Genomic DNA, 24,240 nt, shown 5'->3' on the forward strand with positions numbered 1-24,240 from the left:
GCGGCCTGCGCAAAGGTTGTGGAGTTTCTCTTTACCATTCTTCATGGTAGCGATCATCGCCATCCCGACAATCGAGTGTCGGAGGCGAGCCGCAGCGGATCGGAGAGACGTGCCGCATGGACATCGCAGCCGGATCGTGGCCGGCGCCGCAGGACAGCCGCCCCGGCGGGATCGAGATCGGCATCGTCATCCCGGCCCATCGCCAGCCCGGCTTCCTGGCGGAGGCGCTGGAGGCTGTGCTGTCGCAGCGCGCGCCCGGGGGCGGGGCGCCGCGTCTGGCCGCCGTGGTGGTGGATGATGGCTGCCCCTTCGCGCAGACGCGCGAGACCGGCCTGGCCTTCGCCCGGCGCCACCCGGACCGGATCTTCTACCTGCGCCGCGCCAATGGCGGGCTCAGCGCCGCGCGCAACACCGGCATCGACTTCGTGCTGCGCGCCTGGCCGGGCTGCCGCGCCCTCTATCCGCTCGACGCCGACAACCGGCTGCACCCGGATTTCCTGGCCCGCGCCCTGGCGCTGCTGGAGGAGAGCCCGGCGGAGGTGGGCTGGGTCTATCCGGACTTCGACTTCTTTGGCTTCGCCGAGAACTATTCGGCGCGGGGCGCCTACAGCGCCCTGCTGCATCAGCTGGAGAACCACTGCGAGGCCGGCAGCCTGATCCGCCGCGCCGTCTTCGAGGCCGGGCTGCGCTATGACGAGACGATGCGCGACGGCTTCGAGGACTGGGACTTCTGGCTGCGTGCGGGCCACCGGGGCTTCCGGGGCCGGCACCTGCCACGGGCCGGCTTCCTCTACCGCAAGCGCGCCGAGAGCATGCTGGCCGGCTCCGAGCGGCGCCGGGCGGCCCTGCTCGCCACCATGCGCGGGCGCTATGGCGCGGCGCAGCGGGCGCGCGCGCTCCTCCGGCTGGAGGCGGCCGAGGCGCCGCGTTTCGCCCTGCACCTCGCCGGGGAGGAGGCGGTCGCCTTCCTGCTCGATCCGGCGGCGGAGCCGGCCGAGCGGCTGGACTGGCCGAGGGCGCATGCCCGTCTGGCGGAGAGCTTCCGCAGCCCGCAGGCCGTGCACGCGCCGCCCGTCTGCGTCTTCGCCGAGGCCGGCACGCTGGCGCGGCTGGCGGAGGCGGGCCTGCTCCGCACGGTCTTTCACCATGCGATGCTGGCGCTGCGCGAGGCCGCGCTGGTGACGGTGAGCCTGGAGGCCGAGCCGGACGGGGGACTGGCCCTGGCCGCCGCCGCGCCGGGGGCCGAGGCGGCGCCGCTGCTCTTCGCGCGCAGCCGGCTGCTGGAGGACTGGGCGCTCGATCCCGAGCCGGACGGGCTGGAGCGTGCCCTGGAGGCGGCCCCGGCGGGGATGGCCGGCTTCCGCGTCGGGCTGCCGGAACCGGTGACGGGAGGTGGAGAGGCGCCGCCGCCGGCCCTGCCGCTGCTGCGCGCCGCCGCCGCCGGCTTGCGCGACCTCGTCCGCCGCCGCTCGGCGATGCCGGCGGACTGGCGCGCCGAATGGCGGCGGCCGCGCGCGCAGGCGCTGGAGGCCTATCCGGAACTGGCGGGCTGCGGCCCGCCGCTGCCCTATCTGGCGCCGGAGGATGGCCGGGACATCGCCTTCCTGCTGCCGCTCTTCGCCTTCGGCGGTGTCGAGAAGGTAGTGTTCAACTATGCCGCCGTGCTGCGGCGGCGCGGCTGGCGGCCGCATCTCTTCATCACCGGGGCGCGCCGCATCCAGCCGATGCCGGGGCACGCCGCCGTCTTCGAGAGCCTGAACTTCTTTCCCGGCGAGAGCATCGAGGGCGGCGACTACGATCGGCTGCATCTCGGCGCCTGCGTCTCGGGCTTCGCGCTATGGAAGGACACGCGCGACGCCGTCGGCCTGCTGGCCGGGATGGATGTGGTGGTGAACACCCATGCGCTGGGCGGGCATGGGCTGATGCAGGCGCTGCGCGGCCAGGGGGTGCGCACCTGGCTCGGCCTGCATCTGGTGGAGCGCGGCCCCTTCGGCCAGCCGCTCGGCAACCCGCACATCGCCCTGGCCTATGAGGGCGCCTATGACGGCGTTGTGGTCATCTCGGACCAGCTGCGCGACTGGTGCGTCGGCCAGGCGATGCCGGCGGGGAAGATCGTCCGCGTGCTCAACGCGCCGTCCTACGAGCCTGTGCCGGGCCGCCCGGCGGAGGCCATGGCGGCCCGCGCGGCGCGGCCGGCGGAGGCGCCGCTGCGGCTGCTCTACCTCGGCCGGCTGGACGCGCAGAAGGGGCTTGAGCGGCTGCGCGACATCATCCTGCGGACGCGCGGGCCGCGCTTCGCCTGGCGCCTCGCCGGGCAGGCGGTGCTGGGCGATTCGGCCCTGGACCTCGGGCAGACCGGCATCGCCGTGGAGCCGCCCGCCATGGACGCGGCGGGGCTGGATGCCCTCTATGCCTGGGCCGACGTCGTGCTGCTGCCCTCGCGCTTCGAGGGCGTGCCGCTGACGGTGCTGGAGGCGCAGCGCTTCGGCTGCGTCGTCGTCGCCACCGATGTCGGCGCCGTGCCCGAGATCATCGAGGACGGCCGGGACGGCTTCCTGCTCCGGACGGACCGGGGCGAGGCGGCGGTGGTGGAGGATGCGGTGGCCCTGCTCGAGCGTCTGGCGGCGGCGCCGGCGCTGCGCCGCGCGGTGGGCGAGGCGGCCACGGCCCGCGTCTCGGCGGCGAACTGGGAAAGGAACATGGCGGAATGGCTGGCGCGGCTCGAACTCCCGCTCGAACTCCCGCTGGAACTCCCGCTGGAAATCCCGCCGGGGCCGGCGGCATGAGCGGCCTGCTGGCCCGCGCCGCGGACCTGCCGGCGCTGATGTCCGGCGCGCCGGCCATCCTGGTGGCGGAGACGCTGCCCGGTTGGCAGTCCCTGCGGCGGCCCGGCCTGGCGCTGTGGCGGCTGGTGGCGGCGGGCGACGCCTTTCGCCTGGTGCCGGAGGAGGCCCGGCCGGAGGAGGAGGGCTGGGAGGCCCTGGCCCTGCCGCCGGCCGGCGCGCTGGCGGTGATCCTGCCGGAGAAGGCCGCGGCCGCGGCGGCGCTGGCCGCCTGGTGGCAGGCAGCCGCCGGCCTGCCGCCGCCGCTGATCGAGGCGGCGGATGCCGCCGCGGCCGGGGCGGCGGTGGCGGCGCGGTTGCTGGACGCGCTGCAAGGCGCGCAGGCCCGCGCCGTCGCGCTCGAGCGCAGCCTGGTGCAGACCCGGCGGGACTATGAGGACACGCGCGAGGTGGTGGCCGCGCTGTCCCGCCGCCTTGGCCATCGTCCGCCATCGCCGTTGAGCCTCGCCCTGGCGCTGGAACCGGGGCCCGGGCGCCTGCGGCGCCCCGCGGGGGAGGCGCGCCTGGCGCTGTGCCAGCCGCTCGGCCTGCGCCTGCAGGGGATCGCCGCCCTGGCGCTGCATGTCGCCGCGCTGCCTGGAGGAGAGAGCGGGGAAACGGCTTCGGAGCCGGCCGGAGCCATGCGGCTGCGGCTGCGCGGCGAGGAGAGCGGCCGGATCTTCGCCGCCTGGACGCTCCCCGCCGGAGCCCTGGCGCCGGGCTGGCTGACGCTGGACCTGCCCTGTCCGCTGGGCCCGGAGCGGGAGAGCGCGGCGCTGGAACTGGTGGCGGAGGGCGGGCTCGCGGCGGGGCTGGTGCTGTCGCTGGAAGAGGGCTGGGTGCCGGCCCACCTGGCCTGCGCCGTCGCCGGCCTGCCACCCGCCGCCGAGCCGGAGGCGCGCGCCCTCGCCCTGCGCCTCTGGACCGCCGGGCCGGGCGAGCGCTTCATCGTGCCGGAACACTGGAACTGGGACGAGGCGGGGGCCAGCCTGCCGCTGGAGGGCGTGCCGCAGGCCATCGCGCCCGGGACCTGGCATGCGGCGCGGCGGGTGGCGGGGCAATGGGGGCGGGTCGCCATCGGCGGCGAGGCGCCGCGCCTGTCCGCCCGGCTGCGCGGCGCGGAGGAGGCGGCGCTGCTGCTGCCGCGCCTCACGCTCGCCGGGCATGACGTGCTGCGCCTCGACTGGTCGCTGCGCCTGGGCGAGGCGGAGGGGGCCGGGATCGGCCTCTGCCTGCTGGACCGGGACGCGGTGGTGCGCGGGCCGGCGGCCGCCCTGGCGCTGGGCTGCTTCTCCGGCTGGCGCGATCTGGCCGCCGGCAGCCTGACCATGACGCTGCCGCTCGGCCTTGGCTGGCAGGCGCAGGCGCTGATCCTGCTGCGCGGCGCCGAGGGCGGCGATCTCCAGGTCGAGCTGAGCGCCCTGAGCCTGCTGCCGGGCCGGGCGCCGGAGCGCCTGCTCGCCACGCGGGCACGGGCCGAGGCGGAGCGCGCGCCGGAGCCGCTCGCCGAGGCCGGCGTGCCGGTGGTGGGGGCGGTGGAACTGCACCAGCACCTGCGGGGCCGCCCGGGCTACGAGCATCTCGACATCGGCCTCCGCGATCTGGCGGGCGGCGGGCAGCACTGGCCGGGCCTGCGCTTCAAGCTGGCGCGGAACAACGACACCCCCCTGCTGGAGTTCCGCCGCGCCCGGGACTGGCCGGAGGCCTTCGTCGAATGGCCAGGGCGGGAGAGCGACCGGTTCGGCCCGGTGATGCGGCTGCGGCCGGCGGAGGTCGGGCGGCTGGCGGGGGCCTTGTCGCATCCGCGCGACGCGGCCCTGCTCGCCGTGCTGCTGGACCTGCTGCCGCCCATCGCCGACGAGGCGGCGCGGCAGGCCGGGCTCGGGGCGGAAGCCGGGCTCTGGCGGGAGGCCGCCGGCCGCTTCCTGGCGACGTTGCCGGATGCCTTGCCGGCCTGAGCGGGTGCCGGAGTGGAATCTCCCTGTGGCGATCGCAAAAAAGGGAAGGAAACGGCTGCAGAGCACGATATTTCCCCAGAATTTGTGCTGTTACAAAATCACATTGACTCATATGAATAGTTAAATTCTGAATATCCCGTCCTTATCGCGATTCTGAATCGTGATTCATGATGGGAGACTGGATATGCCGCAAGCTCCGAGCCTGCCGCGCCGCGGGGTGCTGGCCGCCCTCGGCACCGCCGGCCTCGCCCTGCCACTGGCCGGCTTCGCGCCCATGGGCGCCGACCGCCGCGCCTTCGAGGCGATGCTGGCGCGCTCCCGCTGCCTCACGCCCCTGCCCGCGGCCGGCGCGGGCGGCGCGACGCGCAAGCTGACCATCGCCTGGAACGCCACCTCCATCTGCACCTCACCGATCGAGGTGGCGCGCAAGCACGGCATCCTGGCCCGGCACGGGCTGGAGGTGGAGCTGATCAATTTCGGCGGCTCGACCGAGGCACTGCTGGAGGCCATCGCCACGCGTAAGGCCGATGCCGGCGTCGGCATGGCGCTGCGCTGGCTGAAGCCGCTGGAGATGGGCTTCGACGTCAAGATCACCGCCGGCACCCATGGCGGCTGCATGCGGCTGGTGGGCGACCCCGCGGCCGGCATCACCACCGACCTCGACTCGCTGCGCGGCAAGACCATCGCCGTGACCGACATGGCGGCGGCCGACAAGAACTTCTTCGCCATGGTGCTGAAGCGCGCCGGCATCGACCCGGAGAAGGACGTGACCTGGCGCGTCTTCCCGGCGCATGTCTTCGGCCTGGCGCTGCAGCGGCGCGAGGCCGACGCCTACACGCTGGGCGACCCGGTGGCCTGGACATTGCGGCGCGACAACAACCTGGTCGAGGTGGCGACCAATCTGAGCGGCGTCTGGGCCGACAAGGCCTGCTGCATCCTGGGCGTCTCGGGCGGGCTGGTGAAGGAGGAGCCGCAGACGGCCGCCGCCCTGACCCGGGCGCTGATCGAGGCGCAGCACCTGACCGCCGAACGGCCCGAGCTGGCGGTCGAGGCCTTCCTCGAATACGCCCCCGGCCGCGTCAATCGCGACGACCTCCTGGCCATCCTCCAGACCCACACCCATGGGCACAGCCCGGTCGGCGGCGACATCCGGCGCGAGATCGAGTTCTACGCCAGCGAACTGAAGGAGGTCGGCGTCATGCGCCCGCGCACCGATCCGAAGCGCTTCGCCGAGCGCGTCACCGCCGACGTGCTGAGCGTGTGATGAGCGCCTCGGGAGTTGCCCTGAGATCCCGAGGGGATGCCGCCAGGGATGCATCCGGGGATCTCGCCACGGCGCGGGGCGCGGCGCGTCCCGGCCTGTGGCTCGGTGGCCTCGCGGCCGGGCTGGTCTGGCTGGCGGCGGCGGCGGTGATCGCCCTGCCGGAGGATCGGATCGAGGTCGGCCGTACCCAGGAGCTGGCGCTGCTGGCGGCACTGCTGGGCGGGCTGCTGCTGCTGGCCGGGCTGGCGGCGGCCTGGTCCGGCCGGGCGGGCGAGCGCCTGCGTCCGCTCGGGCCCTGGCTCGCCGTGCTTGGCCTCGGCCTCATCGGCTGGGAGCTGCTGACCGCCAAGTTCGCCCTGCTGCCGCTGCCCTTCTTCGCTTCGCCGCAGGGGCTGCTGGAGGTCTATCTGGAGGACTGGCCGCGGCTCGGCGAGAGCGTGCTGCGCTCGCTCTGGCTGCTCGCCACCGGCTATGCCCTCGGCGCCGCGGCGGGCTTCGTCGCGGGGGTGGCGCTCGGCTGGTCGCGCGCCATCGGCTACTGGGTGCATCCGGTGCTGCGGCTGATCGGCCCCCTCCCGGCTACCGCCTGGCTGCCGGTCGCCTTCTTCGTCTTCCCGTCGAGCGGCAGCGCCAGCACCTTCCTCGTCGCCCTGGCCGCCTGGTTCCCGGTCACGGTGCTGACCTGGTCCGGCGTCGCCGGCGTCAACAAGGCCTATTACGACATCGCCCGGACGCTCGGCGCCAGCCAGGCCTTCCTGGTGCTGAAGGTGGCGGTGCCGGCGGCCCTGCCGCAGGTCTTCGTCGGCCTCTTCATGGGCCTCGGCGCCTCCTTCTCCGTGCTGGTGGTGGCCGAGATGCTGGGGGTCAAGGCCGGGCTCGGCTGGTACCTGCAATGGGCCCAGGGTTGGGCCGCCTATGGCAACATGTACGCGGCGCTGATCGTCATGGCGCTGATGTGCTCCGGGCTGACGACGCTGCTGTTCAAGTCGCGCGACCGCCTGCTCGCCTGGCAGAAGGGGACGGTGCGGTGGTAGGCGCGACCTCGCGGCAGGAGCTTTCCGCCGCCGGCATGGCGCTGGAGATCGAGGGCGCCAGCCAGGCCTTCCAACTGGAGGGCCGGCCGCTGCCGGTGCTGGACGATGTCAGCCTCACGGTGCGGCCGGGCGAGTTCGTCGCCCTGCTTGGCCCCTCGGGCTGCGGCAAGTCCACCCTGCTGCGGCTGCTGGCCGGGCTCGACGCGCCGGTGGCCGGGCGGGTGCTGGGCGATGGCGCGCCGATCACCGCGCCCGACCCCTCCCGGGTGCTGGTCTTCCAGGACCCGACGCTCTACCCCTGGCGCACGGTGCGGGCGAATGTCGCGCTCGGGCTGGAGGCGCGCGGCCTGCTGCGCAGCCACGGCCACCGCATCCAGGAGGCGATCGACCTGGTCGGGCTGACCGGCTTCGAGACCGCCTATCCGCACCAGCTCTCGGGCGGCATGTCGCAGCGCGTGGCGCTGGCCCGCGCCCTGGTGAACGATCCGCGCCTGCTGCTGCTGGACGAGCCGTTGGGCAAGCTCGACAGCCTGACGCGGCTGTCGATGCAGGCCGAGCTGGTGCGGCTCTGGCAGCGCAGCGGCCTGACCGCGCTGCTGGTGACGCATGACGTGGAGGAGGCGCTGGTCCTGGCGCAGCGGGTCATCGTCTTCTCGCCCCGCCCGGCGCGGATCACCGCCGAGCTGGTGGTGGACCGGCCCTATCCGCGCCACCGCGACGACCCGCATCTGGTCGCGTTGCGGCGCGAGGCGCTGGGGCTGCTCGGGCTCGCGGACTGAGAGGGCCCGGGGCGCGACGACGCGGGCGGCGGGGCATCAGGCGCCGCCGCCCGCTTCAAGCAGCGCCTCCCGCTGCATCAGCCCGGCGAGCCAGCCGGCGAAGGCCTGCACGCGGCGCGACAGGTGCCGGCGGTGCGGATAGAGCAGGGTCAGAGGCATCGGCGCGGCGCGGTGCTCCGGCAGGATCTCGGTAAGGGCGCCGCTTCCGAGTTCCGCCCGGACGTCATAGGCGGGGATCTGGATCATGCCGAGCCCCGCCAGGCAGCAGGCGATGTAGGCCTCGGCGCTGTTGACGGCGACGCGGCTTCGCATCGGACAATCGCGCAGGCGCCCTCCCTCCTGCCATTCCCAGGGCTCGGTCCGGCCGCTGGTGGGCGAGATGTAGTTCACCGCCCAGTGCGCGCCGAGCTCCTCCGGGCCGCGCGGCGTGCCATGCCGGGCGAGGTAGGCGGGGCTGGCCACATTGATCAGCGGCAGGGCGCCGAGCGGGCGCGCGATCAGGCTGGATTGCGCCAGAGGCCCGACGCGCAGCGCGCAATCCAGGCTGTCCTCGACGAGGTTCACCGCACGGTCCGTGACGCCGAGTTCGATCTGCAGGCCCGGGTGGCGTTCCAGGAAGTCGGGCAGGGCCGGCGCCACGATCAGGCGGCCGACGCGGCCCGGCACATCGACCCGCAGCGTGCCGGCGAGGCTCGTGGCCGTCTGGCGGAACAGCCCCTCGGCCTCCTCCACATCGGCGATCAGACGGAGGCAGCGCAGGTGGAAGGCCGCCCCGTCGCTGGTGGGCGCCACCTTCCGCGTGGTCCTGTTCAGCAGCCGTGTCCCCAGCCGGCCCTCGAGCTCCTGCACCGCCGCCGAGACCGAGGAGCGCGGCAGGCCCAGCATGTCGGCCGCGCGGGTGAAGCTGGCGCAGTCCACGACCTTGGCGAAGATGCGGTAGAGCTCGATACGATCCATGGGCCTGGCCTGATTGTTCGCCCTGGCTGACAGGTTCTGGCAGAACTCGCGGCTTTATGCGGCGTCCTCGGATCTTAGCCTGTTCCGGTCATCGGGAAAGACGAGGAGCAGGCACCATGGCCGATCATGAAATCCGGGATAAGACCATCCTCATCGCGGGCGGGGCGAAGAATCTGGGCGGCCTCGTCGCCCGCGATCTCGCCGCGCGGGGCGCGAAGGCGGTGTTCATCCATTACAACAGCACCGCCTCGCGGGCGGAGGCCGAGGCCACGCTGGCGGCGGTGAAGGCGGCCGGGGCCCAGGCGGCGGCCTTCCAGAGCGACCTGACGACGGCCGGCGGCATGAAGGCCCTCTTCGACGCCGCCCGGAAGGCCTTCGGCGCGCCGGACATCGCCATCAACACGGTCGGCAAGGTGCTGAAGAAGCCGATCGTCGAGATCACCGAGGCCGAGTACGACGAGATGAGCGCCGTGAACGCCAAGGCCGCCTTCTTCTTCCTCCAGGAGGCGGGGCGGAACCTGCGCGACCAGGGCAAGGTGGTCACGGTCGTCACCTCGCTGCTCGGCGCCTTCACGCCCTTCTACGCCAGCTATGCCGGCACCAAGGCGCCGGTGGAGCATTTCACCCGCGCGGCCGCGAAGGAATTCGGCGAGCGGGGCATCTCCGTCACCGCCATCGGCCCCGGCCCGATGGACACGCCCTTCTTCTACCCGGCCGAGGGCGAGGACGCCGTGGCCTATCACCGCACGGCGGCGGCCCTGTCGCGCTTCTCCCGGACCGGCCTGACCGATATCGAGGACATCGTCCCCTTCATCCGCTTCCTGGTCTCGGAAGGCTGGTGGATGACCGGCCAGACCATCCTGGTGAACGGCGGCTACACGACCAAGTAAGGCGGCTGTGGCGCGCGGCCGCGCCCACCGCGCGCCCCGCCGCTCAGGAGCGGTAGGAGCCGTTGATGTCGATGTAGCCGTGCGTCAGGTCACAGGTCCAGGCGGTGGCCTTGCCGCGGCCGAGGCCGAGATCGACGGCGATCTCGATCTCGCGCCCCTTCATGTGGGCGACGACGGGCGCCTCGTCATAGCCCGGCACCACGCCGCCCTCCCGCGCCATCCAGGTGCCGCCGACGGCCACCGACAGCCGGTCGCGGTCGGCCGGCTCGCCGGCCTTGCCCACGGCCATGACGATGCGGCCCCAGTTGGCGTCCTCGCCGGCGATGGCGGTCTTGACCAGCGGGGAATTGGCGATGGCCATGGCGATGCGCTGCGCCGAGCGCGCGGTGGTCGCGCCGGTCACGTCGATGCGGATGAACTTCTGCGCGCCCTCACCGTCGCGCACCACCTGCAACGCCAGGTCGAGCAGCAGCTCGTGCAGGGCGCGGGCGAAATCCTTCAGCACGGCACCGCCTTCCGCCAGCACGCGCGGGTGCTTCGCCTGGCCGGTGGCGAAGACCAGCACCGTGTCGCTGGTCGAGGTGTCGGAATCGACCGTGGTGCGGTTGAAGCTGGCGTCCACGCCCTTCCTCAGCACCGCCTGCAGCGCGGCGGCCGGGATCTTCGCGTCGGTCGCGATGAAGCAGAGCATCGTCGCCATGTCGGGCGCCACCATGCCGCTGCCCTTGGCGATGCCGGCGATGGTGACCTCGGCCCCGCCGATCATCGCCTTGCGGACGCTGCCCTTGGGGAAGGTGTCCGTGGTCATGATGCCGCGCGCGGCGTCGGCCCAGGCATCCTCCGACAGGGCCGCGTGCAGGGCGGGCAGGGCGGCGGTCAGCTTCGCATGCGGCAGCGTCTCGCCGATCACGCCGGTGGAGGCCAGGAACACCTCCCGCGACTTGCAGCCGGCGAGCGCCGCGGCCGCCTCGGCGCTGGCCTGCACCGCGTCGCGCCCCGCCTGGCCGGTGAAGACATTGGCATTGCCGGCATTGACCACCAGCGCCCGCGCCTTGCCGCTCTTCAGCGCCGCGCGGCACCAGTCCACCGGCGCGCCGGGGCACTTGTTGCGCGTGAAGACGCCGGCCACCGTGGTGCCGGGCGCGAACTCCATCAGGGTGAGGTCGTTGCGGCCCTGGTAGCGGATGCCGGCGGCCGCCACGCCTAGCCGGACCCCGGCGATGGGCGGCAGGGGCGGCAGCGGGACCGCGAGGGGGGAAACGGGGAGATCCTTGGCCATGGGCGCGTCCGTCCTCATCAATGCGCGCGGCAGCGTTACCCTGGCTTTGGCCAATGAAAAAGGCCGGGCGCGGTGATTTCCCGCGCCCGGCCCCATCGCGCCCCGTCCGAAAGGCCTCCGCGATGCCCGCCCTACTTCCTCGGCGGCGGCGCGGCGCCGTCCAGCAGGGAAGGCGCCGGCTGCGGCGCGCGGGGCGAACCGTCCATGTTGAAGCGCTCGATCGTGGCGGCGGCCTGCACCCGCTCCACCGCCTCGTTCACCGCTTCCTCGAAAGCCGCCTGGCGCAGCGTCTCGGCGCTCTCCTCGAAGCTGGGCACCGCGGCGGTGCGGCGATCCTCGAGCTTGATGATGTGCCAGCCGAAGGCGCTGCGCACCGGCTCCCGGCTCGTCTCGCCCTTCTTCAGCGCGAAGGCGGCATTGGCGAATTCCGGCACCATGTCGCTCTTCTTGAAGAAGCCGAGGTCGCCGCCTTCCTGGCCGCTGCGGTCGCTCGAGAACTTCTTCGCCACGGCGGCGAAATCGGCGTTGGGCTTGCGCAGCTCGGCCAGCACCTTGCGCGCCTCCTCCTCGGAGCTGACGAGGATGTGGCGGGCATGCACCTCCTCCTCGCCCGGCTTGGAGGCGATCTCCTTCTGGTAGCGCTCGCGCAGCGCCTCGGGCGTCAGGGCCGGGGCGATCTCGCGCCGCAGCAGGGCCTGCTGCAACTGCTCCTCCTCGGCCCGGCGGATGGCGCGCTGCACGGCCGGCTCCTGGTCGAGCTTCTGCGCCCGGGCGGCGGCGACGAGGGCCTTCTGCGCGATCAGTTGATCGACCACCAGGGGAAAGAGCATCGGACCCGGCGCGCCCCGCAGCTGCTCCGGCAGCTCGGCGATGGCGGCCTGGACATCGGCCAGGTGAAGCTCCTCGCCATCGACGCGGGCGACGACCGGATTGCCCTCGGCCGGGAGGGTGGAGCCCGGGGCCGTGGACTGGGGCGCGGGCGGCTGCGGCGTGGGGGCGCCGGGCGGCGGGCTCGCCGGAGCCTGGGCCAGGGCGGGGCTGAGCAGGAAGGGAAGCAGGAGAAGAGGTCGGGTCAGTCGGGTCAAACGCATCAACCGCATGTGCCTTCGCGAAGAGAGGCTTCAAGATGCCGGAAGCGTGCCGCCGCCACAATCGCGGCCTTGTTGCGCCCGGAATGGCCAGGAGGCCAGGGCGGGACCGGGTTCCGCGGCGTGATCCGCTTGAAGCGGACGGCATTCCCCTGTATTTGCGAAATCAATTCGTTAATCCCGAGAATCACGATCGGAGCTGAGGCATGTCCAAGATCCATGTCATCCATGAGAACCCGGCCTGGCTGCCGCCGCTGGCCGCCGCGTTCGACCGCGCCGGCCTTCCCTGGGCCGAGATGGATCTCTCGCGCGGCAGCTTCGACCTCTCCGCCCCGCCGCCGGAGGGGGTCTACTACAACCGCATGAGCGCCTCGTCCCACACGCGCGGCCATCGCTACTCGGCCGAGCTGACCGCGGCGGTGCTGGCCTGGCTGACGCGATACGGCCGGCGGGTGGTGAACGGGCCCCGCGCGCTCGATCTCGAAATCAGCAAGGCGCGACAGTACGCGGCGCTGGAGACGGCCGGCCTCGAGGTGCCGCGCACCGTCCTGGTGCATGACGCGCCGGAGGCGCTCATCGCCGCTGCCCGCCGCCACTTCGCGCCCGGCCCGCTGATCCTGAAGCCGAACCGCGGCGGCAAGGGGCTGGGCGTGCGGCTCTTCCCCTCGGTGGAGGCGCTGGCCGCCCATCTCGATACCGCGCCGTCCGACGAGGCGCCGGTGGACGGCCTCTGGCTGCTGCAAGACTATGTGCGCGCCGCCCGCCCGGTGATCACCCGGGCCGAGTTCGTCGGCGGCCGCTTCGTCTATGCGGTGGAGGTCGACACCACGGCGGGCTTCGAACTCTGCCCGGCGGATGTCTGCGCCGTGGGCGATGCCTTCTGCCCCGCCGGCGAGGCGCCGGCCGCCGTGCCGGCCCCGGCGGCGCCGCGCTTCACCGTGCTGCGGGACGGCATCGAGGCGCCGCTCCGGGCGCGGCTGGAGGGCTTCCTGGCCCAGGCGGGCGTGGACGTCGCCGGCATCGAGTTCATCCGCGACCCGGCCGGCCGCACCCTGGTCTACGACGTGAACACCAACACCAACTACAATGAGGCGGCCGAGCAGGCGGCCGGCCTGACCGGCACGCCGGGCTCCGGCCCGGGCGCGCTCGCCGCGTATCTGGCGGCCGAGCTGCGTCGCGGCCTGCCCGCCGCGGCCTGAGGCCGGCGCGCCAGGGGAGGCGGCACCAGGGGAAGGGGCACCAGGGGCGGTGCCCTCCGCTCCCGCGCGAGGATGACTTTCCGGGCTGTCATTCCTCCTTTCGTTGACCCTGGTCCGGTCGCCGCCTATCTGTTCACCCCAAAGCAGCCTGTTGCCCGCCATGGGTCCGGTCCCGCCTTCCGGACAGACCCCGGCGCGCCCTCGGCCGCCCGCCACCGGCGGGCCGGGCGGGGGCAAGGGCGGCCCTCGGAGATTTTCGCAGCCCCATGTTCGCCCGCCTCGCCCGCGCCGTCTTCGGCTCAGCCAACGACCGCATGCTGAAGCAGTTCAGCGCCCGGCTGCCCGCCATCACGGCCTTCGAGCCTCAGCTCGCCGCGCTCTCGGACGAGGCGCTGCAGGCCCAGACGCCGAAGCTGAAGCAGCGCCTGGCCGCGGGGGAGAGTCTGGACGACCTGCTGCCGGAGGCCTTCGCCACGGCGCGCGAGGCCTCGAAGCGCGTGCTCGGCATGCGGCATTTCGACGTGCAGATGATCGGCGGCATGGTGCTGCATTCCGGCCGCATCGCCGAGATGAAGACCGGCGAGGGCAAGACCCTGGTGGCGACGCTGGCGGTCTATCTGAACGCGCTGGCCGGCAAGGGCGTGCATGTCGTCACGGTGAACGACTACCTGGCCACGCGCGATTCCGAGCATATGGGCCGGCTCTACGATTTCCTCGGCCTGTCCTGCGGCGTTATCGTCCATGGGCTGACCGACGAGGAGCGGCGCGCGGCCTATGCCTGCGACATCACCTACGGCACCAACAACGAGTTCGGCTTCGACTACCTGCGCGACAACATGAAGTACCGGCTGGAGGACATGGTCCAGCGCGACTTCAACTATGCCATCGTCGACGAGGTGGACAGCATCCTGGTCGATGAGGCGCGCACGCCGCTGATCATCTCCGGTCCCGCCGAGGACAGCTCGGACCTCTACCGCAATGTCGACGCGGTGGTGCGCGAGCTGGTCAAGGACAAGGAGACCTATGACAAGGACGAGAAGCAGCGCGCGGCCAACCTGACCGAGGCGGGCACGGCGCGGGTCGAGGAGATGCTGACCCAGGCCGGGCTGCTGACCGAGGGCAATCTCTACGACTTCCAGAACGTGACGCTGGTGCATCACGTCAACCAGAGCCTGCGCGCCCATGTGCTCTTCGCCCGCGACGTGGACTACATCGTCAACCGCGAGGGCAAGCTCATCATCATCGATGAGTTCACCGGCCGCATGATGGAGGGCCGCCGCTACTCCGAGGGCCTGCACCAGGCGCTGGAGGCGAAGGAGGGCGTTGAGGTCCAGCCGGAGAACCAGACGCTCGCCTCGATCACCTTCCAGAACTACTTCCGCCTCTATCCGAAGCTGTCTGGCATGACCGGCACGGCGGCGACCGAGGCCGATGAGTTCGCCGAGATCTACAAGCTCGAGGTGGTCGAGATCCCGACCAACGTGCCCGTCATCCGCCAGGATGGCGATGACGAGGTCTACCGCTCGGCCGGCGAGAAGTACGCCGCCGTCGCCGCGCTGGTGAAGGAGGCGCAGGCGCGCCGCCAGCCGGTGCTGGTCGGCACCACCTCGATCGAGAAGTCCGAGCTGATCAGCGAGCTGCTGAAGAAGGAGGGCGTGCCGCACAAGGTGCTGAACGCGCGCTACCACGAGCAGGAGGCCGGCATCATCGCCCAGGCCGGCCGGCCGGGCGCCGTCACCATCGCGACGAACATGGCCGGGCGCGGCACCGACATCAAGCTCGGCGGCAATGCCGAGATGCTGGCGCAGCAGAGCCTCGGCGGCGTGCACGAGGGGCCGGAGTACGAGGCGGCGCTGGAGCGCTTCCGCGCCGAGGTCCGGCAGGACGAGCAGACGGTGAAGCAGGCCGGCGGCCTCTTCGTCATCGGCACCGAGCGGCATGAATCGCGGCGCATCGACAACCAGCTCCGCGGCCGCTCCGGCCGCCAGGGCGATCCGGGCGCCAGCCGCTTCTTCCTCAGCCTGGAAGACGACCTGATGCGGATCTTCGGCAGCGACCGCATGGGCGGCATGCTGCAGAAGCTCGGCCTCAAGGAAGGCGAGGCCATCATCCATCCCTGGATCAACCGGGCGCTGGAGAAGGCGCAGAAGAAGGTCGAGGCGCGCAACTTCGACACGCGCAAGAACCTGCTGAAATACGACGACGTCATGAACGACCAGCGCAAGGAGGTCTATGCCCAGCGGCGCGCCTTCATGCAGGCGCAGGACGTGTCGGAGACGGTGGAGGAGATGCGGCGCGAGACCGTCGCCGCCATGGTCGCCCGCGCCATCCCGGAGAATGCCTATCCCGAGCAGTGGGATCTGGCCGGCTTGCAGGCGCAGGTGCGCGAGCAGCTCGGCCTCGACCTGCCGGTGGAGGAATGGGGCCGCGAGGAGGGCATCGACGAGGTCGCGGTGCGGGAGCGGCTGGAGCAGGCGACCGACCAGGCTGCCGCGGCGCGCGCCGCCAACATCGGCCCGGACCTGATGCGGATGGTCGAGAAGAGCGTGCTGCTGCAGGTCTTCGACGCGGTCTGGAAGGAGCACCTGCTCAACCTCGACCACCTGCGCCAGGGAATCGGGCTGCGCGCCTATGGCCAGCGCGATCCGCTGAACGAGTACAAGAGCGAGGCCTTCAATCTCTTCACCAGCATGCTGCAGGACCTGCGTGAGCGGGTGACCTCGCTGCTCCTGCGCATCGAGATGGCGCCGAACGCGCCGCCGCCGATGCCGGAGCCGGTGATGGTGACCGACATGCGCCACCCCGAGCCGGACATGGCGGGGCTGGAGGTGGCCGGTGCGGCCGGTGGCGCGGCCGGCTGGGAGCATGCGCCCGCGGGTGCCGCCTTCGCGCCCGCCCCGTCGCGCGCGCCGGAGGGCGTCGATCCGCAGGATCCCGCCACATGGTATCGCACGCCGCGCAACGCGGCCTGCCCCTGCGGTTCGGGCCGGAAGTACAAGCACTGCCACGGCCGCGCCGGCTGAGACGGCCGGCGCCCGCCACCTAGCCGGTGCTGACAAGCCCGGCGTGGTGCTGGGCCAGCCAGCCCTGCACCGCGCCCGACAGCGCGACGGCCAGCTGCCTGCGGTGGGCCGGCCGGTTCAGCGCCGCCTCGTCGCGCCGGTCGCTCAGGAAGCCCATCTCGACCAGGATGCTCGGCACCTCCGGCGCCTTGAGCACGGCGAAGGAAGCCTGGCGATGGGTGTTGGGCAGCAGCGTGACAGAGCGGCCCAGACCTTCGACCGCGAAGCGCGCCATGCGCGCGGAGCCGATCTTGGTCTCCTGCCGCACCAGCGAATAGAGGATGCGCTCGATCTCGGGTGAGACCGGGGGCAGGCGCAGCCCCCCGGCGGCGTCGGCGGCGTTCTGGCTCTGCGCCAGCCGGGCCGAGAGCCCGTCCGAGGCGCGGTCGGACAGGGTGTAGACGCTGGCGCCCCGCGCGCCGGGCGCGGAATCGGCGTGCAGCGAGATGAACAGCGCCGCCTCGCGCTTGCGGGCGAATTCCACGCGCCCATCCAGCGGCACGAAGACATCGCGCGAGCGGGTCATCGCCACCCGGCAGCGCCCGCTTGCCTCGAGCTGCTTCTTCAACTCCTGGGCGGCGGCGAGGGTGATGCGCTTCTCATAGGTGCCGGCGACGCCGATGGTGCCGGGGTCCTTGCCGCCATGGCCCGGGTCCAGCACGATCAGCGGCAGGCCCGATGCCATCGTTGTCCCGCGGCCGCCGCCGGTTCCGCCGCCGGCCCCGCCGATGGTTCCCTGGCCGCCGCCATTGCGCACGAGCAGGGCATGGCTGGTCTGGGTGCCCGGGGCGATGTCGATCACCAGCCGGCTGCCGCTCGCGCTGCGGGAGACCGAGACCGGGCCCGTGAGGTCGATCAGCAGCCGCCGGCCGGCGCTGTCCCAGCGGGCGGCGTCCACCGGCCCGCTGCCGCGCAGCCGCGCGGGCGCGCGCCAGGTGCTGCCGGGAAGCGAGAGGATGAGGCGCGCCGGCCGCGCCGTGGCGGTCAGCTTCCAGGCGGTCGCGGTGTTGGCGCTGACGGTCAGGCGGGCGCGCCCGCGTCCCGCGCTTTCCAGCCGCGCCTCGGTCACCGCCGCGATGGCCAGGCCGGGAAGGCCGATGAGGCCGAGCGCCAGGCCCAGCAGATCCCGTCGGCCGCTCAAGAAGGTCATGGCATGGTTCCCCCAATCCAGGCCCTGCCGCCGCCACATGCCGGGATCGCCCCCCGATCCACCGCCATGCTGTCCTGCCTCGCGCCGGGCGCGGGCTGGCCGGAAAAGCCGCCACGCGCCGCCAGGGCGAGAAGCCGCCGGCAGGATCGCCCCGCCTCTAACACGGCAGTCTCGCGGGATCACGGCATTACTTCATGTAACATCTGAGCCTTGCAATGCCTTGTGGAAGGCGAGGGGGGGGCCTATGGTGCCTTGCCCCGGCGGCAGACGCCGCCGGTGGAGGTTCCGGGCGCGGCCGCCCGGCCTTTTTCCGCTCCCGCCTCATCCGGCGGGGCCGAAACCGGCGCGGCGCGAAGGATCCGGCAGGAGGCTGCCCCCGTGTTGCGGGGTTCCGGCCTTTCAGCGCGCCGGCATCCCGCTGTCCACTCCACCGGCGCGGAATCCAATGGCGTGGAAGGGTGGCGCGGCCGATGGCCGGCTGTCCTGGACCCGCCAGCCGCTGGCCCGTTCGTGCCGAAGGGTATCGCGTCGCGCGATCCAGGGGCGCGGTCCCGGGGCCTGCGCGCGGCGCGCTCAACATCAGGGCCCCCCCCTCTTTCCAGGGGCGCGGCCCGCCGAGACGAGAGGTCGGAACCAGAGCCGCATGGCACCCAAGCCGCCACGCCGCCTGCGCGACCCCGTAGCCTCGGGCCTGCCCACCTATTGCCGCCGTCGGCCGCGCGACTGCGCCGGCGGCACGGAGCATCCCGGTTCATGACCAAGCGCATGCTGATCGATGCATCCCACAGCGACGAGACTCGCGTGGTGGTGCTGGACGGCAACCGGCTCGACGAATTCGACATCGAGACCGAGAACAAGCGGCCCCTGAAGGGCAATATCTACCTGGCCAAGGTGGTCCGGGTGGAGCCCAGCCTGCAGGCCGCCTTCGTCGAGTATGGCGGCAACCGCCATGGCTTCCTGGCCTTCGGCGAGATCCACCCCGACTACTACCAGCTCCCCGTCGCCGACCGCGAGCGCCTGCTCGCCCTGCAGGCCGCCGAGGCGGCCGAGGACGAGGAGGATGAGGACGACGAGCCCCTCGGTGAGAACGAGGCGGAGGCCATGGCCGCCGCCATCGAGCGGTTCGCCGACGACGCCGGCGCGCCGCGCCGGGATGACGCCCCCGCCGAGGGCAACGGGACCTCGGGAGAGGCCGAGGGCGGCGACGACGAGGCCGGCCGGCCCGGCACGCCGCGCGCCCAGCCCATGACGACGGCCGAGCACCGCAGCGCCGAGCCGGAGGCCCTGCTGGCCGAGGCCGACGAGGAGGGCGGCGAGGATGAGCCCGAGGCCGCGCCCGAGACGCTGGGTGGCCGGGACCAGGGCGAGAGCCGCAACGGCGATTCCGACGAGGGCCGGGCCGAGCGCCGCATCCCGCCGCGCTTCCTGCGCCACTACAAGATCCAGGAGGTGATCCGCCGCCGGCAGATCATGCTGGTGCAGGTCGTCAAGGAGGAGCGCGGCAACAAGGGCGCGGCGCTGACCACCTACATCAGCCTGGCCGGCCGCTTCTCCGTGCTGATGCCGAACAGCCCGCGCGGCGGCGGCATCTCCCGCAAGATCACCTCGGTCGCCGACCGCAAGCGGCTGCGCGAGGTGATCCAGGAACTCGGCATGCCGCGCGGCATGAGCCTGATCGTCCGCACCGCCGGCGCCGGCCGGCCCAAGCCCGAGATCCGACGCGACTGCGAGTACCTGCTGCGGCTGTGGGACGATATCCGCGAGCGCACGCTGGACTCGGTCGCCCCCGCGCTGATCTATGAGGAGGCCGACCTCATCAAGCGCTCGATCCGCGACGTCTTCGGCCGCGACATCGAGGAGATCCAGATCGAGGGCGAGGACGCCTACCGCCAGGCGCGCGAGTTCATGCGGATGCTGATGCCGCACAACGACCGCAAGATCCGGCTGTACAAGGACCCGACCGTCCCGCTCTTCGCGCGCCATGGCGTCGATGCCCAGCTCGACGCGATGATGTCGCCCACCGTGCGGCTGAAGTCGGGCGGCTACCTGGTCATCAACCAGACCGAGGCGCTGGTCTCGATCGACGTGAACTCGGGCCGCGCCACGCGGGACCGGCACATCGAGGACACGGCGCTGCGCACCAACCTGGAGGCCGCCGACGAGGTGGCGCGCCAGTTGCGCCTGCGCGACCTCGCCGGGCTGATCGTGATCGACTTCATCGACATGGAGTCCTCGCGCAACGATGCCCAGGTCGAGCGCCGGCTGAAGGAGGCGCTGCGCCACGACCGCGCCCGCATCCAGGTCGGCCGGATCAGCCATTTCGGCCTGCTGGAGATGAGCCGGCAGCGGCTGCGCCCCAGCGTGACCGAGCATTCCTTCGTCACCTGTCCGCATTGCCAGGGCCTCGGCATCGTCCGCACGCCGGAGAGCAGCGCGCTGCAGGTGCTGCGGCAGATCGAGGAGGAGGGTGGCCGCCGCCGCGCCGCCGAGATCGCCGTGCACATCGCCCCCGACCTGGCGATGCACATCCTGAACCGCCGCCGCGACCGCCTGGCCGAGATCGAGGCGCGCTACGGGATGTCGGTGTTCTTCCAGCCGGATGCCTCCCTGCTGCCGCCGGCGATCCGGATCGAGACGCTGCGGGCGCAGACGGTGGTCGAGCCGCCCAGCGCCCCGGCGGCGCTCCGCATGGACTACGCGCCGGAGGAAGAGGCCGAGATGCCGGCCGTGACCGCGCCCGAGGCGACGCCGGCCGCCAGGGCCGAGGTCTCGGGCGAGGCGCCGGCCGCTGGCGAGACGGCCGGGCCCCCCCCCGAGGACCGCAACGGTGAAGGCCAGAACGGCGAGGGCCGCCGCCGCCGCCGCCGCCGCCGCCGGCGTGGCGGACGCCGCGAGGACGGCCAGCCGCTGCAGGGCGCCGATGAGAACGGCGAGGGCGGCGAGGAGGAGGACGAGTCCGAGGAGGTCGGGGCGGAGGCTGAGCAGGCCGCCGAGCCGCAGCCCGCGACGCCGGCCGAGCCGGACGAGACGGAGCGCCGGCTGCGCCGCCGTGGCCGTCGCAGCAACCGGCCGCGCGGCGGTGCCGAGGGCGAGGCGCAGGTGCAGGCCCGCTATGCCGGGCCGACGCCGGCCGATCCCTTCGCCGGCACGCTGGACGACATCTTCGACGCCATGGCCGCCGCCGAGGAGGCCGCCGAGCGTGGTCCCGCCCCGGCGATGGAGGCGGTGACGGCCGAGGTCGCGCCGGTCGTTCCGGTGCCGCCGGAGCCCGTGTCGCCTCCCGCCGCCGCGCCCGACGTGCCGGCGGTGGCCGCGGAGGTGACGCCCGCCGCGGTCGCGCCGATCGGTGTCGAGCCGGTGCCGGCCGCCGCGGATGCGGCCGGGGAGAAGGCGGGGGAGGAGGCTCCGGTCGCCGCCAAGCCGCGCCGCGCGCCACGCAGTCGCAAGAAGGCTGACGTCACCCCGGCTGAGACTCCGGCCGCGCCCCTGGCCGAGCCCACGGAGGCTGCGGCGCCGCCGAAGCCGCGCCGTAGCAGCCGCAAGAAGGCCGAGGTGGCGCCCGCCGGCGTCGCGGAGGCGGCGGAGCAGGCCGAGGCGCCCGCGCCGAAGCCGCGCCGCAGCCGTCGCAAGGCCGAGGCGCCGGCGGAGACGCCGGTCGCTGAGGTGCCGGTTGCTGAGCCGGCGGTGGCCGAGGTGGCGGCCGCCCCGCTCCAGCCGGCCGAGCCTGCCCCGGTGGAGGACCCCTCCGTGACGGAGGCCGGGGCGGCCGAGCCGCAGGCCGCCCCGCCGGTCCAGCCCGTGCTGGTGGACGCCTCGCCGGACGCGCCGAAGAAGCGCGGCTGGTGGAAGCGTTGATGCCCTCCGGGGCCGTGGCTCGCGCCGCGGCCCCGGCTTCTTCTTCCTGCCTGGCTGCGTGATGGACATCGTGAACTTCGAACCGCTGCGGACCGAGCGGCTGACCCTGCGTCCGCTGCGCGCCGAGGATGCGGCGGCGCTGCACCGGCTGGTCAATGACTGGGAGACGGTGCGCAACCTCAGCCGCCTGCCCTTCCCCTATCCGCGCGAGCTGGCCGATGAGTGGATCCTCTCCACCCACCGGCAGATCGCCGAGGGCTCCGCCTGGCACCTGGCCATCGTCGGGCAGGATGGCGATACCGAGGTGCTGGTCGGCTGCGTCGGCCTGACCCGCAAGGGCGAGGCCCGCGAGGCGGAGCTGGGCTACTGGGTGGGGCGGCGCTTCTGGGGCCATGGCGTGGCCACCGAGGCGGCCGGGCGGCTGGCGCGCTGGGCGCTGGCGCATCTCGACCTCGACCGGATCACCGCCAAGGTGACGGAGGAGAACGCGGGCTCCTGCAAGGTGCTGCGGCGCATCGGCCTGGTCGAGAAGGGGCGGTCCGAGAGCTACATGCGCGCGCTGGACCGGGTGCTGCCGGTCATCCTCTTCGAGGCCGGGCGCGAGGATCTGACCGCGCCGGTTCCGGTGCCGGAGCCGCTGGCGGCCGAGGAACTGCCGCCCGGCGCCAAGCCGATGCTGCTGGTCGCCGCCTGCGCCCTGGTGGATGCGGATGGCCGGGTGCTGCTGGCCCGCCGCCCCGAGGGCAAGCCGATGGCGGGCCTCTGGGAATTCCCCGGCGGCAAGCTCGACCCGGGCGAGACGCCGGAGGAGGCGCTGATCCGCGAGCTGAAGGAGGAGCTCGGCATCGATGTCTCCGCCGCCTGCCTCGCGCCCTTCACCTTCGCCAGCCACGATGCCGGCCGCTTCCACCTGCTGATGCCGCTCTATCTCTGCCGCCGCTGGGAGGGCAGCCTGGTGGCGCGGGAAGGGCAGGCCCTGGCCTGGGTCCGGCCGAACAAGCTCGGCGACTACGCCATGCCGCCGGCGGACAGGCCGCTGGTCGCGCTGCTGCGGGATTTCCTCTGAGGGCCGGCACGGCGGTCGCCCGGGCTTCGACTACGGCCGCGATCTGGCCTACCCTCGGGAGCGGAGCCCGGCCATCCCCGGCCCGCCGCGATCCACGGCCGGCTGGACGAGGCGGCGCGGGCGCGGATGATGCCGATGCCGCCAATCCCGGAGCCCGCCATGAGCAATCCCACCGCCTGTCTTCTCGTCATCGGCAATGAGGTCCTGTCCGGCCGCACCCAGGATGCCAATATCCGCTTCCTGGCGACGCGGCTGGGCGAGATCGGCATCCCCTTGCGCGAGGTGCGGATCATCCCCGATGTGCGGGAGACGATCGTCGCCGCCGTGAACGAGGTCCGGGCGGCGTTCACCTATGTCTTCACGACCGGCGGCATCGGGCCGACGCATGACGACATCACGGCCGAATGCGTCGCCGCCGCCTTCGGCGTGCCGTGGGAGCCGCATCCGGTAGCCTGGGAGCGGCTGGCGGCGCATTACGCCCGGCAGGACCCGCCCGGCGATTTCAACGCCGCCCGCCAGCGCATGGCGACGATGCCGCGCGGCGCGGCGCTGATCGACAATCCGGTGTCCATCGCGCCGGGTTTCATCATCGGCAATGTCCATGTCATGGCCGGCGTGCCGCGCATCATGCAGGCGATGTTCGAAGGGCTGGCGCCCTCGCTGGCCGGCGGGGTGCCCGTGCAGTCCCGCGCCGTGCACGCGCATGGCATGATGGAGGGAACCATCGCCCAGGGCCTGGGCGAGATCCAGGGCCGCTTCCCGGATCTCGATATCGGCTCCTACCCCTATTACCGGCCGGAGGGGAACGGCGTGGCGCTGGTGGCCAAGGGCACCGATGCGGCGGCTGTGGAGGCGGCGGCGGCGGAGATCACCCGCTTCGTCGCCGGCCTGGGCTACACGCCGATCCAGGGCGAGCCGGGCTGAGGGCGCTGCCCTCAGGCCTTCGACAGCTCCGCCACCAGCGCGCCCAGCGCCGCGGAATCCAGACCTCCGCGGCCGCTGTTCACCAGCGCCTCCATCATCTGCGCGGCGAGCGCCGTGGCGGGCGCGAAGACGCCGTGATCGCGCACCGCGCCGAGCGCCAGCCGCATGTCCTTGCGCATCAGCTCGGCCCGGAAGCCGGGCTGCAGGGCGCCGTCGAGGTAGCGCTTGGCATGGGCTTCCAGCACCGCCGACCGGGCCGAGCCGCCGAGCAGCGCCTGGCGCATCGCCTCCGGGTCGAGCCCCGCCTTGCGGCCGAGCGCCAGCGCCTCGAACACCGCCTGCATGGTGGCGGTGATGATGAGCTGGTTGGCGGATTTGCAGACCTGCCCGGCGCCGGCGGGGCCGAGATGCGTGGCGCTCCGCCCCACGGCCTGGAAGACGGCGGCGGCGGCGGCGAAGGCGGCCGCGTCGCCGCCGACCATGCAGGTCAGCGTGCCGTCCCGCGCCCCCGCCGGCCCGCCCGAGACCGGGCTGTCCAGCAGATGCGCGCCCCGCTCCGCCAGCAGCCGGGCGGCGAAGCCGGCGGCGGGGGCGGCGGCGATGGAGGAGAAGTCGATCAGCAGCGTGCCGGGGGCGATTCCCTCGGCCACGCCGCCGGGGCCGAACAGCACGGCCTCGACATCCGGCGTGTCCGGCAGGCAGAGGCCGATGCAGGCGGCGCCGCGCGCGGCCTCGGCCGGGGTCCCGGCCCAGGCGGCGCCGGCCTCCTCCAGCGGCGCCGCCTTGCCGCGGCTGCGGTTGTGGACGGTCAGGGCGAAGCCGGCGCGGCGCAGATTGGCCGCCATGGCCGCGCCCATGACGCCGAGGCCGATGAAGGCGAGCGGGGCGGGCGGGGTGATCGGGGTCATGCGCT

General features: G+C 73.1%; 16 protein-coding genes. 11 read left to right on the plus strand and 5 right to left on the minus strand.

Annotation, left to right across the window (positions count from 1 at the left end; all coding sequences use genetic code 11):
• Window positions 1–116 precede the first annotated feature (116 nt).
• The 5 genes from D9598_RS10605 to D9598_RS10625 all read left to right on the plus strand — a co-directional run bounded on the left by D9598_RS10605 (window position 117) and on the right by D9598_RS10625 (window position 7,857).
• Window positions 117–2,786, plus strand: coding sequence for a glycosyltransferase (locus tag D9598_RS10605; RefSeq protein WP_198366455.1), 2,670 nt, complete (start codon window positions 117–119; stop codon window positions 2,784–2,786).
• A complete protein-coding gene (locus tag D9598_RS10610) occupies window positions 2,783–4,780 on the plus strand; it encodes a DUF6212 domain-containing protein (RefSeq protein ID WP_198366456.1) in 1,998 nt (665 codons plus the stop codon). Before D9598_RS10605 ends, D9598_RS10610 begins: the two co-directional genes overlap by 4 nt.
• A gap of 184 nt (window positions 4,781–4,964) precedes the next feature.
• Window positions 4,965–6,044, plus strand: a complete 1,080-nt coding sequence (locus tag D9598_RS10615) for an ABC transporter substrate-binding protein (protein WP_198366457.1) — start codon at window positions 4,965–4,967, stop codon at window positions 6,042–6,044.
• Window positions 6,044–7,078, plus strand: a complete 1,035-nt coding sequence (locus tag D9598_RS10620; protein WP_198366458.1) for an ABC transporter permease — start codon at window positions 6,044–6,046, stop codon at window positions 7,076–7,078. Before D9598_RS10615 ends, D9598_RS10620 begins: the two co-directional genes overlap by 1 nt.
• A gap of 35 nt (window positions 7,079–7,113) precedes the next feature.
• A complete protein-coding gene (locus tag D9598_RS10625) occupies window positions 7,114–7,857 on the plus strand; it encodes an ABC transporter ATP-binding protein (protein WP_198366597.1) in 744 nt (247 codons plus the stop codon).
• Between the two features lie 36 nt (window positions 7,858–7,893).
• On the opposite strand, the gene D9598_RS10630 is transcribed toward D9598_RS10625, so the two are convergent.
• Window positions 7,894–8,814, minus strand: a complete 921-nt coding sequence (locus D9598_RS10630; protein WP_198366459.1) for a LysR family transcriptional regulator — start codon at window positions 8,812–8,814, stop codon at window positions 7,894–7,896.
• Between the two features lie 116 nt (window positions 8,815–8,930).
• On the opposite strand from D9598_RS10630, the gene D9598_RS10635 reads away from it, so the two are divergent.
• Window positions 8,931–9,704, plus strand: coding sequence for an SDR family oxidoreductase (locus D9598_RS10635; RefSeq protein ID WP_198366460.1), 774 nt, complete (start codon window positions 8,931–8,933; stop codon window positions 9,702–9,704).
• Window positions 9,705–9,747: 43 nt separating this feature from the next.
• Here D9598_RS10635 and argJ read toward each other — a convergent pair whose 3' ends face one another.
• Window positions 9,748–10,983, minus strand: coding sequence for a bifunctional glutamate N-acetyltransferase/amino-acid acetyltransferase ArgJ (gene argJ, locus D9598_RS10640; protein ID WP_198366462.1), 1,236 nt, complete (start codon window positions 10,981–10,983; stop codon window positions 9,748–9,750).
• A 131-nt stretch (window positions 10,984–11,114) separates the two neighbouring features.
• The gene (locus D9598_RS10645) at window positions 11,115–12,074 is read right to left on the minus strand and encodes a peptidylprolyl isomerase (protein ID WP_198366463.1); all 960 of its coding nucleotides are present in this window, start codon (window positions 12,072–12,074) and stop codon (window positions 11,115–11,117) included.
• 203 nt (window positions 12,075–12,277) lie between these two features.
• Here D9598_RS10645 and D9598_RS10650 point away from each other — a divergent pair, with 203 nt between their 5' ends.
• Complete coding sequence (locus tag D9598_RS10650; protein ID WP_198366464.1) at window positions 12,278–13,270, plus strand: RimK family alpha-L-glutamate ligase; 993 nt, start codon at window positions 12,278–12,280, stop codon at window positions 13,268–13,270.
• Window positions 13,271–13,536: 266 nt separating this feature from the next.
• Window positions 13,537–16,293 carry a preprotein translocase subunit SecA gene (secA, locus tag D9598_RS10655; protein WP_198366465.1) on the plus strand — a complete coding sequence of 919 codons (2,757 nt, stop codon included), beginning with the start codon at window positions 13,537–13,539 and terminating at the stop codon, window positions 16,291–16,293.
• A gap of 19 nt (window positions 16,294–16,312) precedes the next feature.
• Here the strand turns inward: secA and D9598_RS10660 are convergent, their stop codons facing one another.
• Window positions 16,313–17,482 (minus strand): N-acetylmuramoyl-L-alanine amidase, encoded by a 1,170-nt coding sequence (locus tag D9598_RS10660; RefSeq protein ID WP_198366466.1) that lies wholly within the window; start codon window positions 17,480–17,482, stop codon window positions 16,313–16,315.
• 753 nt (window positions 17,483–18,235) lie between these two features.
• On the opposite strand from D9598_RS10660, the gene D9598_RS10665 reads away from it, so the two are divergent.
• The 3 genes from D9598_RS10665 to D9598_RS10675 all read left to right on the plus strand — a co-directional run bounded on the left by D9598_RS10665 (window position 18,236) and on the right by D9598_RS10675 (window position 23,327).
• Window positions 18,236–21,337, plus strand: coding sequence for a ribonuclease E/G (locus D9598_RS10665; RefSeq protein WP_198366467.1), 3,102 nt, complete (start codon window positions 18,236–18,238; stop codon window positions 21,335–21,337).
• Window positions 21,338–21,398: 61 nt separating this feature from the next.
• Window positions 21,399–22,403, plus strand: coding sequence for a bifunctional GNAT family N-acetyltransferase/(deoxy)nucleoside triphosphate pyrophosphohydrolase (locus D9598_RS21475; protein ID WP_198366468.1), 1,005 nt, complete (start codon window positions 21,399–21,401; stop codon window positions 22,401–22,403).
• Between the two features lie 159 nt (window positions 22,404–22,562).
• Window positions 22,563–23,327 (plus strand): molybdopterin-binding protein, encoded by a 765-nt coding sequence (locus D9598_RS10675; protein ID WP_198366469.1) that lies wholly within the window; start codon window positions 22,563–22,565, stop codon window positions 23,325–23,327.
• Between the two features lie 11 nt (window positions 23,328–23,338).
• Here D9598_RS10675 and D9598_RS10680 read toward each other — a convergent pair whose 3' ends face one another.
• A complete protein-coding gene (locus D9598_RS10680; protein WP_198366470.1) occupies window positions 23,339–24,235 on the minus strand; it encodes an NAD(P)-dependent oxidoreductase in 897 nt (298 codons plus the stop codon).
• Window positions 24,236–24,240 lie beyond the last annotated feature (5 nt).

It is taken from the genome of Roseomonas sp. KE0001 (assembly GCF_016107285.1).
In the GTDB taxonomy this organism is placed as follows: Bacteria; Pseudomonadota; Alphaproteobacteria; order Acetobacterales; family Acetobacteraceae; genus Pseudoroseomonas.

Coding starts and splice junctions, on each gene's coding strand:
- D9598_RS10605 (WP_198366455.1), top strand. CDS start 117: ATGGACATCGCAGCCGGATCGTGGCCGGCGCCGCAGGACAGCCGCCCC.
- D9598_RS10610 (WP_198366456.1), top strand. CDS start 2,783: ATGAGCGGCCTGCTGGCCCGCGCCGCGGACCTGCCGGCGCTGATGTCC.
- D9598_RS10615 (WP_198366457.1), top strand. CDS start 4,965: ATGCCGCAAGCTCCGAGCCTGCCGCGCCGCGGGGTGCTGGCCGCCCTC.
- D9598_RS10620 (WP_198366458.1), top strand. CDS start 6,044: ATGAGCGCCTCGGGAGTTGCCCTGAGATCCCGAGGGGATGCCGCCAGG.
- D9598_RS10625 (WP_198366597.1), top strand. CDS start 7,114: ATGGCGCTGGAGATCGAGGGCGCCAGCCAGGCCTTCCAACTGGAGGGC.
- D9598_RS10630 (WP_198366459.1), bottom strand. CDS start 8,814: ATGGATCGTATCGAGCTCTACCGCATCTTCGCCAAGGTCGTGGACTGC.
- D9598_RS10635 (WP_198366460.1), top strand. CDS start 8,931: ATGGCCGATCATGAAATCCGGGATAAGACCATCCTCATCGCGGGCGGG.
- argJ (WP_198366462.1), bottom strand. CDS start 10,983: ATGGCCAAGGATCTCCCCGTTTCCCCCCTCGCGGTCCCGCTGCCGCCC.
- D9598_RS10645 (WP_198366463.1), bottom strand. CDS start 12,074: ATGCGTTTGACCCGACTGACCCGACCTCTTCTCCTGCTTCCCTTCCTG.
- D9598_RS10650 (WP_198366464.1), top strand. CDS start 12,278: ATGTCCAAGATCCATGTCATCCATGAGAACCCGGCCTGGCTGCCGCCG.
- secA (WP_198366465.1), top strand. CDS start 13,537: ATGTTCGCCCGCCTCGCCCGCGCCGTCTTCGGCTCAGCCAACGACCGC.
- D9598_RS10660 (WP_198366466.1), bottom strand. CDS start 17,482: ATGACCTTCTTGAGCGGCCGACGGGATCTGCTGGGCCTGGCGCTCGGC.
- D9598_RS10665 (WP_198366467.1), top strand. CDS start 18,236: ATGACCAAGCGCATGCTGATCGATGCATCCCACAGCGACGAGACTCGC.
- D9598_RS21475 (WP_198366468.1), top strand. CDS start 21,399: ATGGACATCGTGAACTTCGAACCGCTGCGGACCGAGCGGCTGACCCTG.
- D9598_RS10675 (WP_198366469.1), top strand. CDS start 22,563: ATGAGCAATCCCACCGCCTGTCTTCTCGTCATCGGCAATGAGGTCCTG.
- D9598_RS10680 (WP_198366470.1), bottom strand. CDS start 24,235: ATGACCCCGATCACCCCGCCCGCCCCGCTCGCCTTCATCGGCCTCGGC.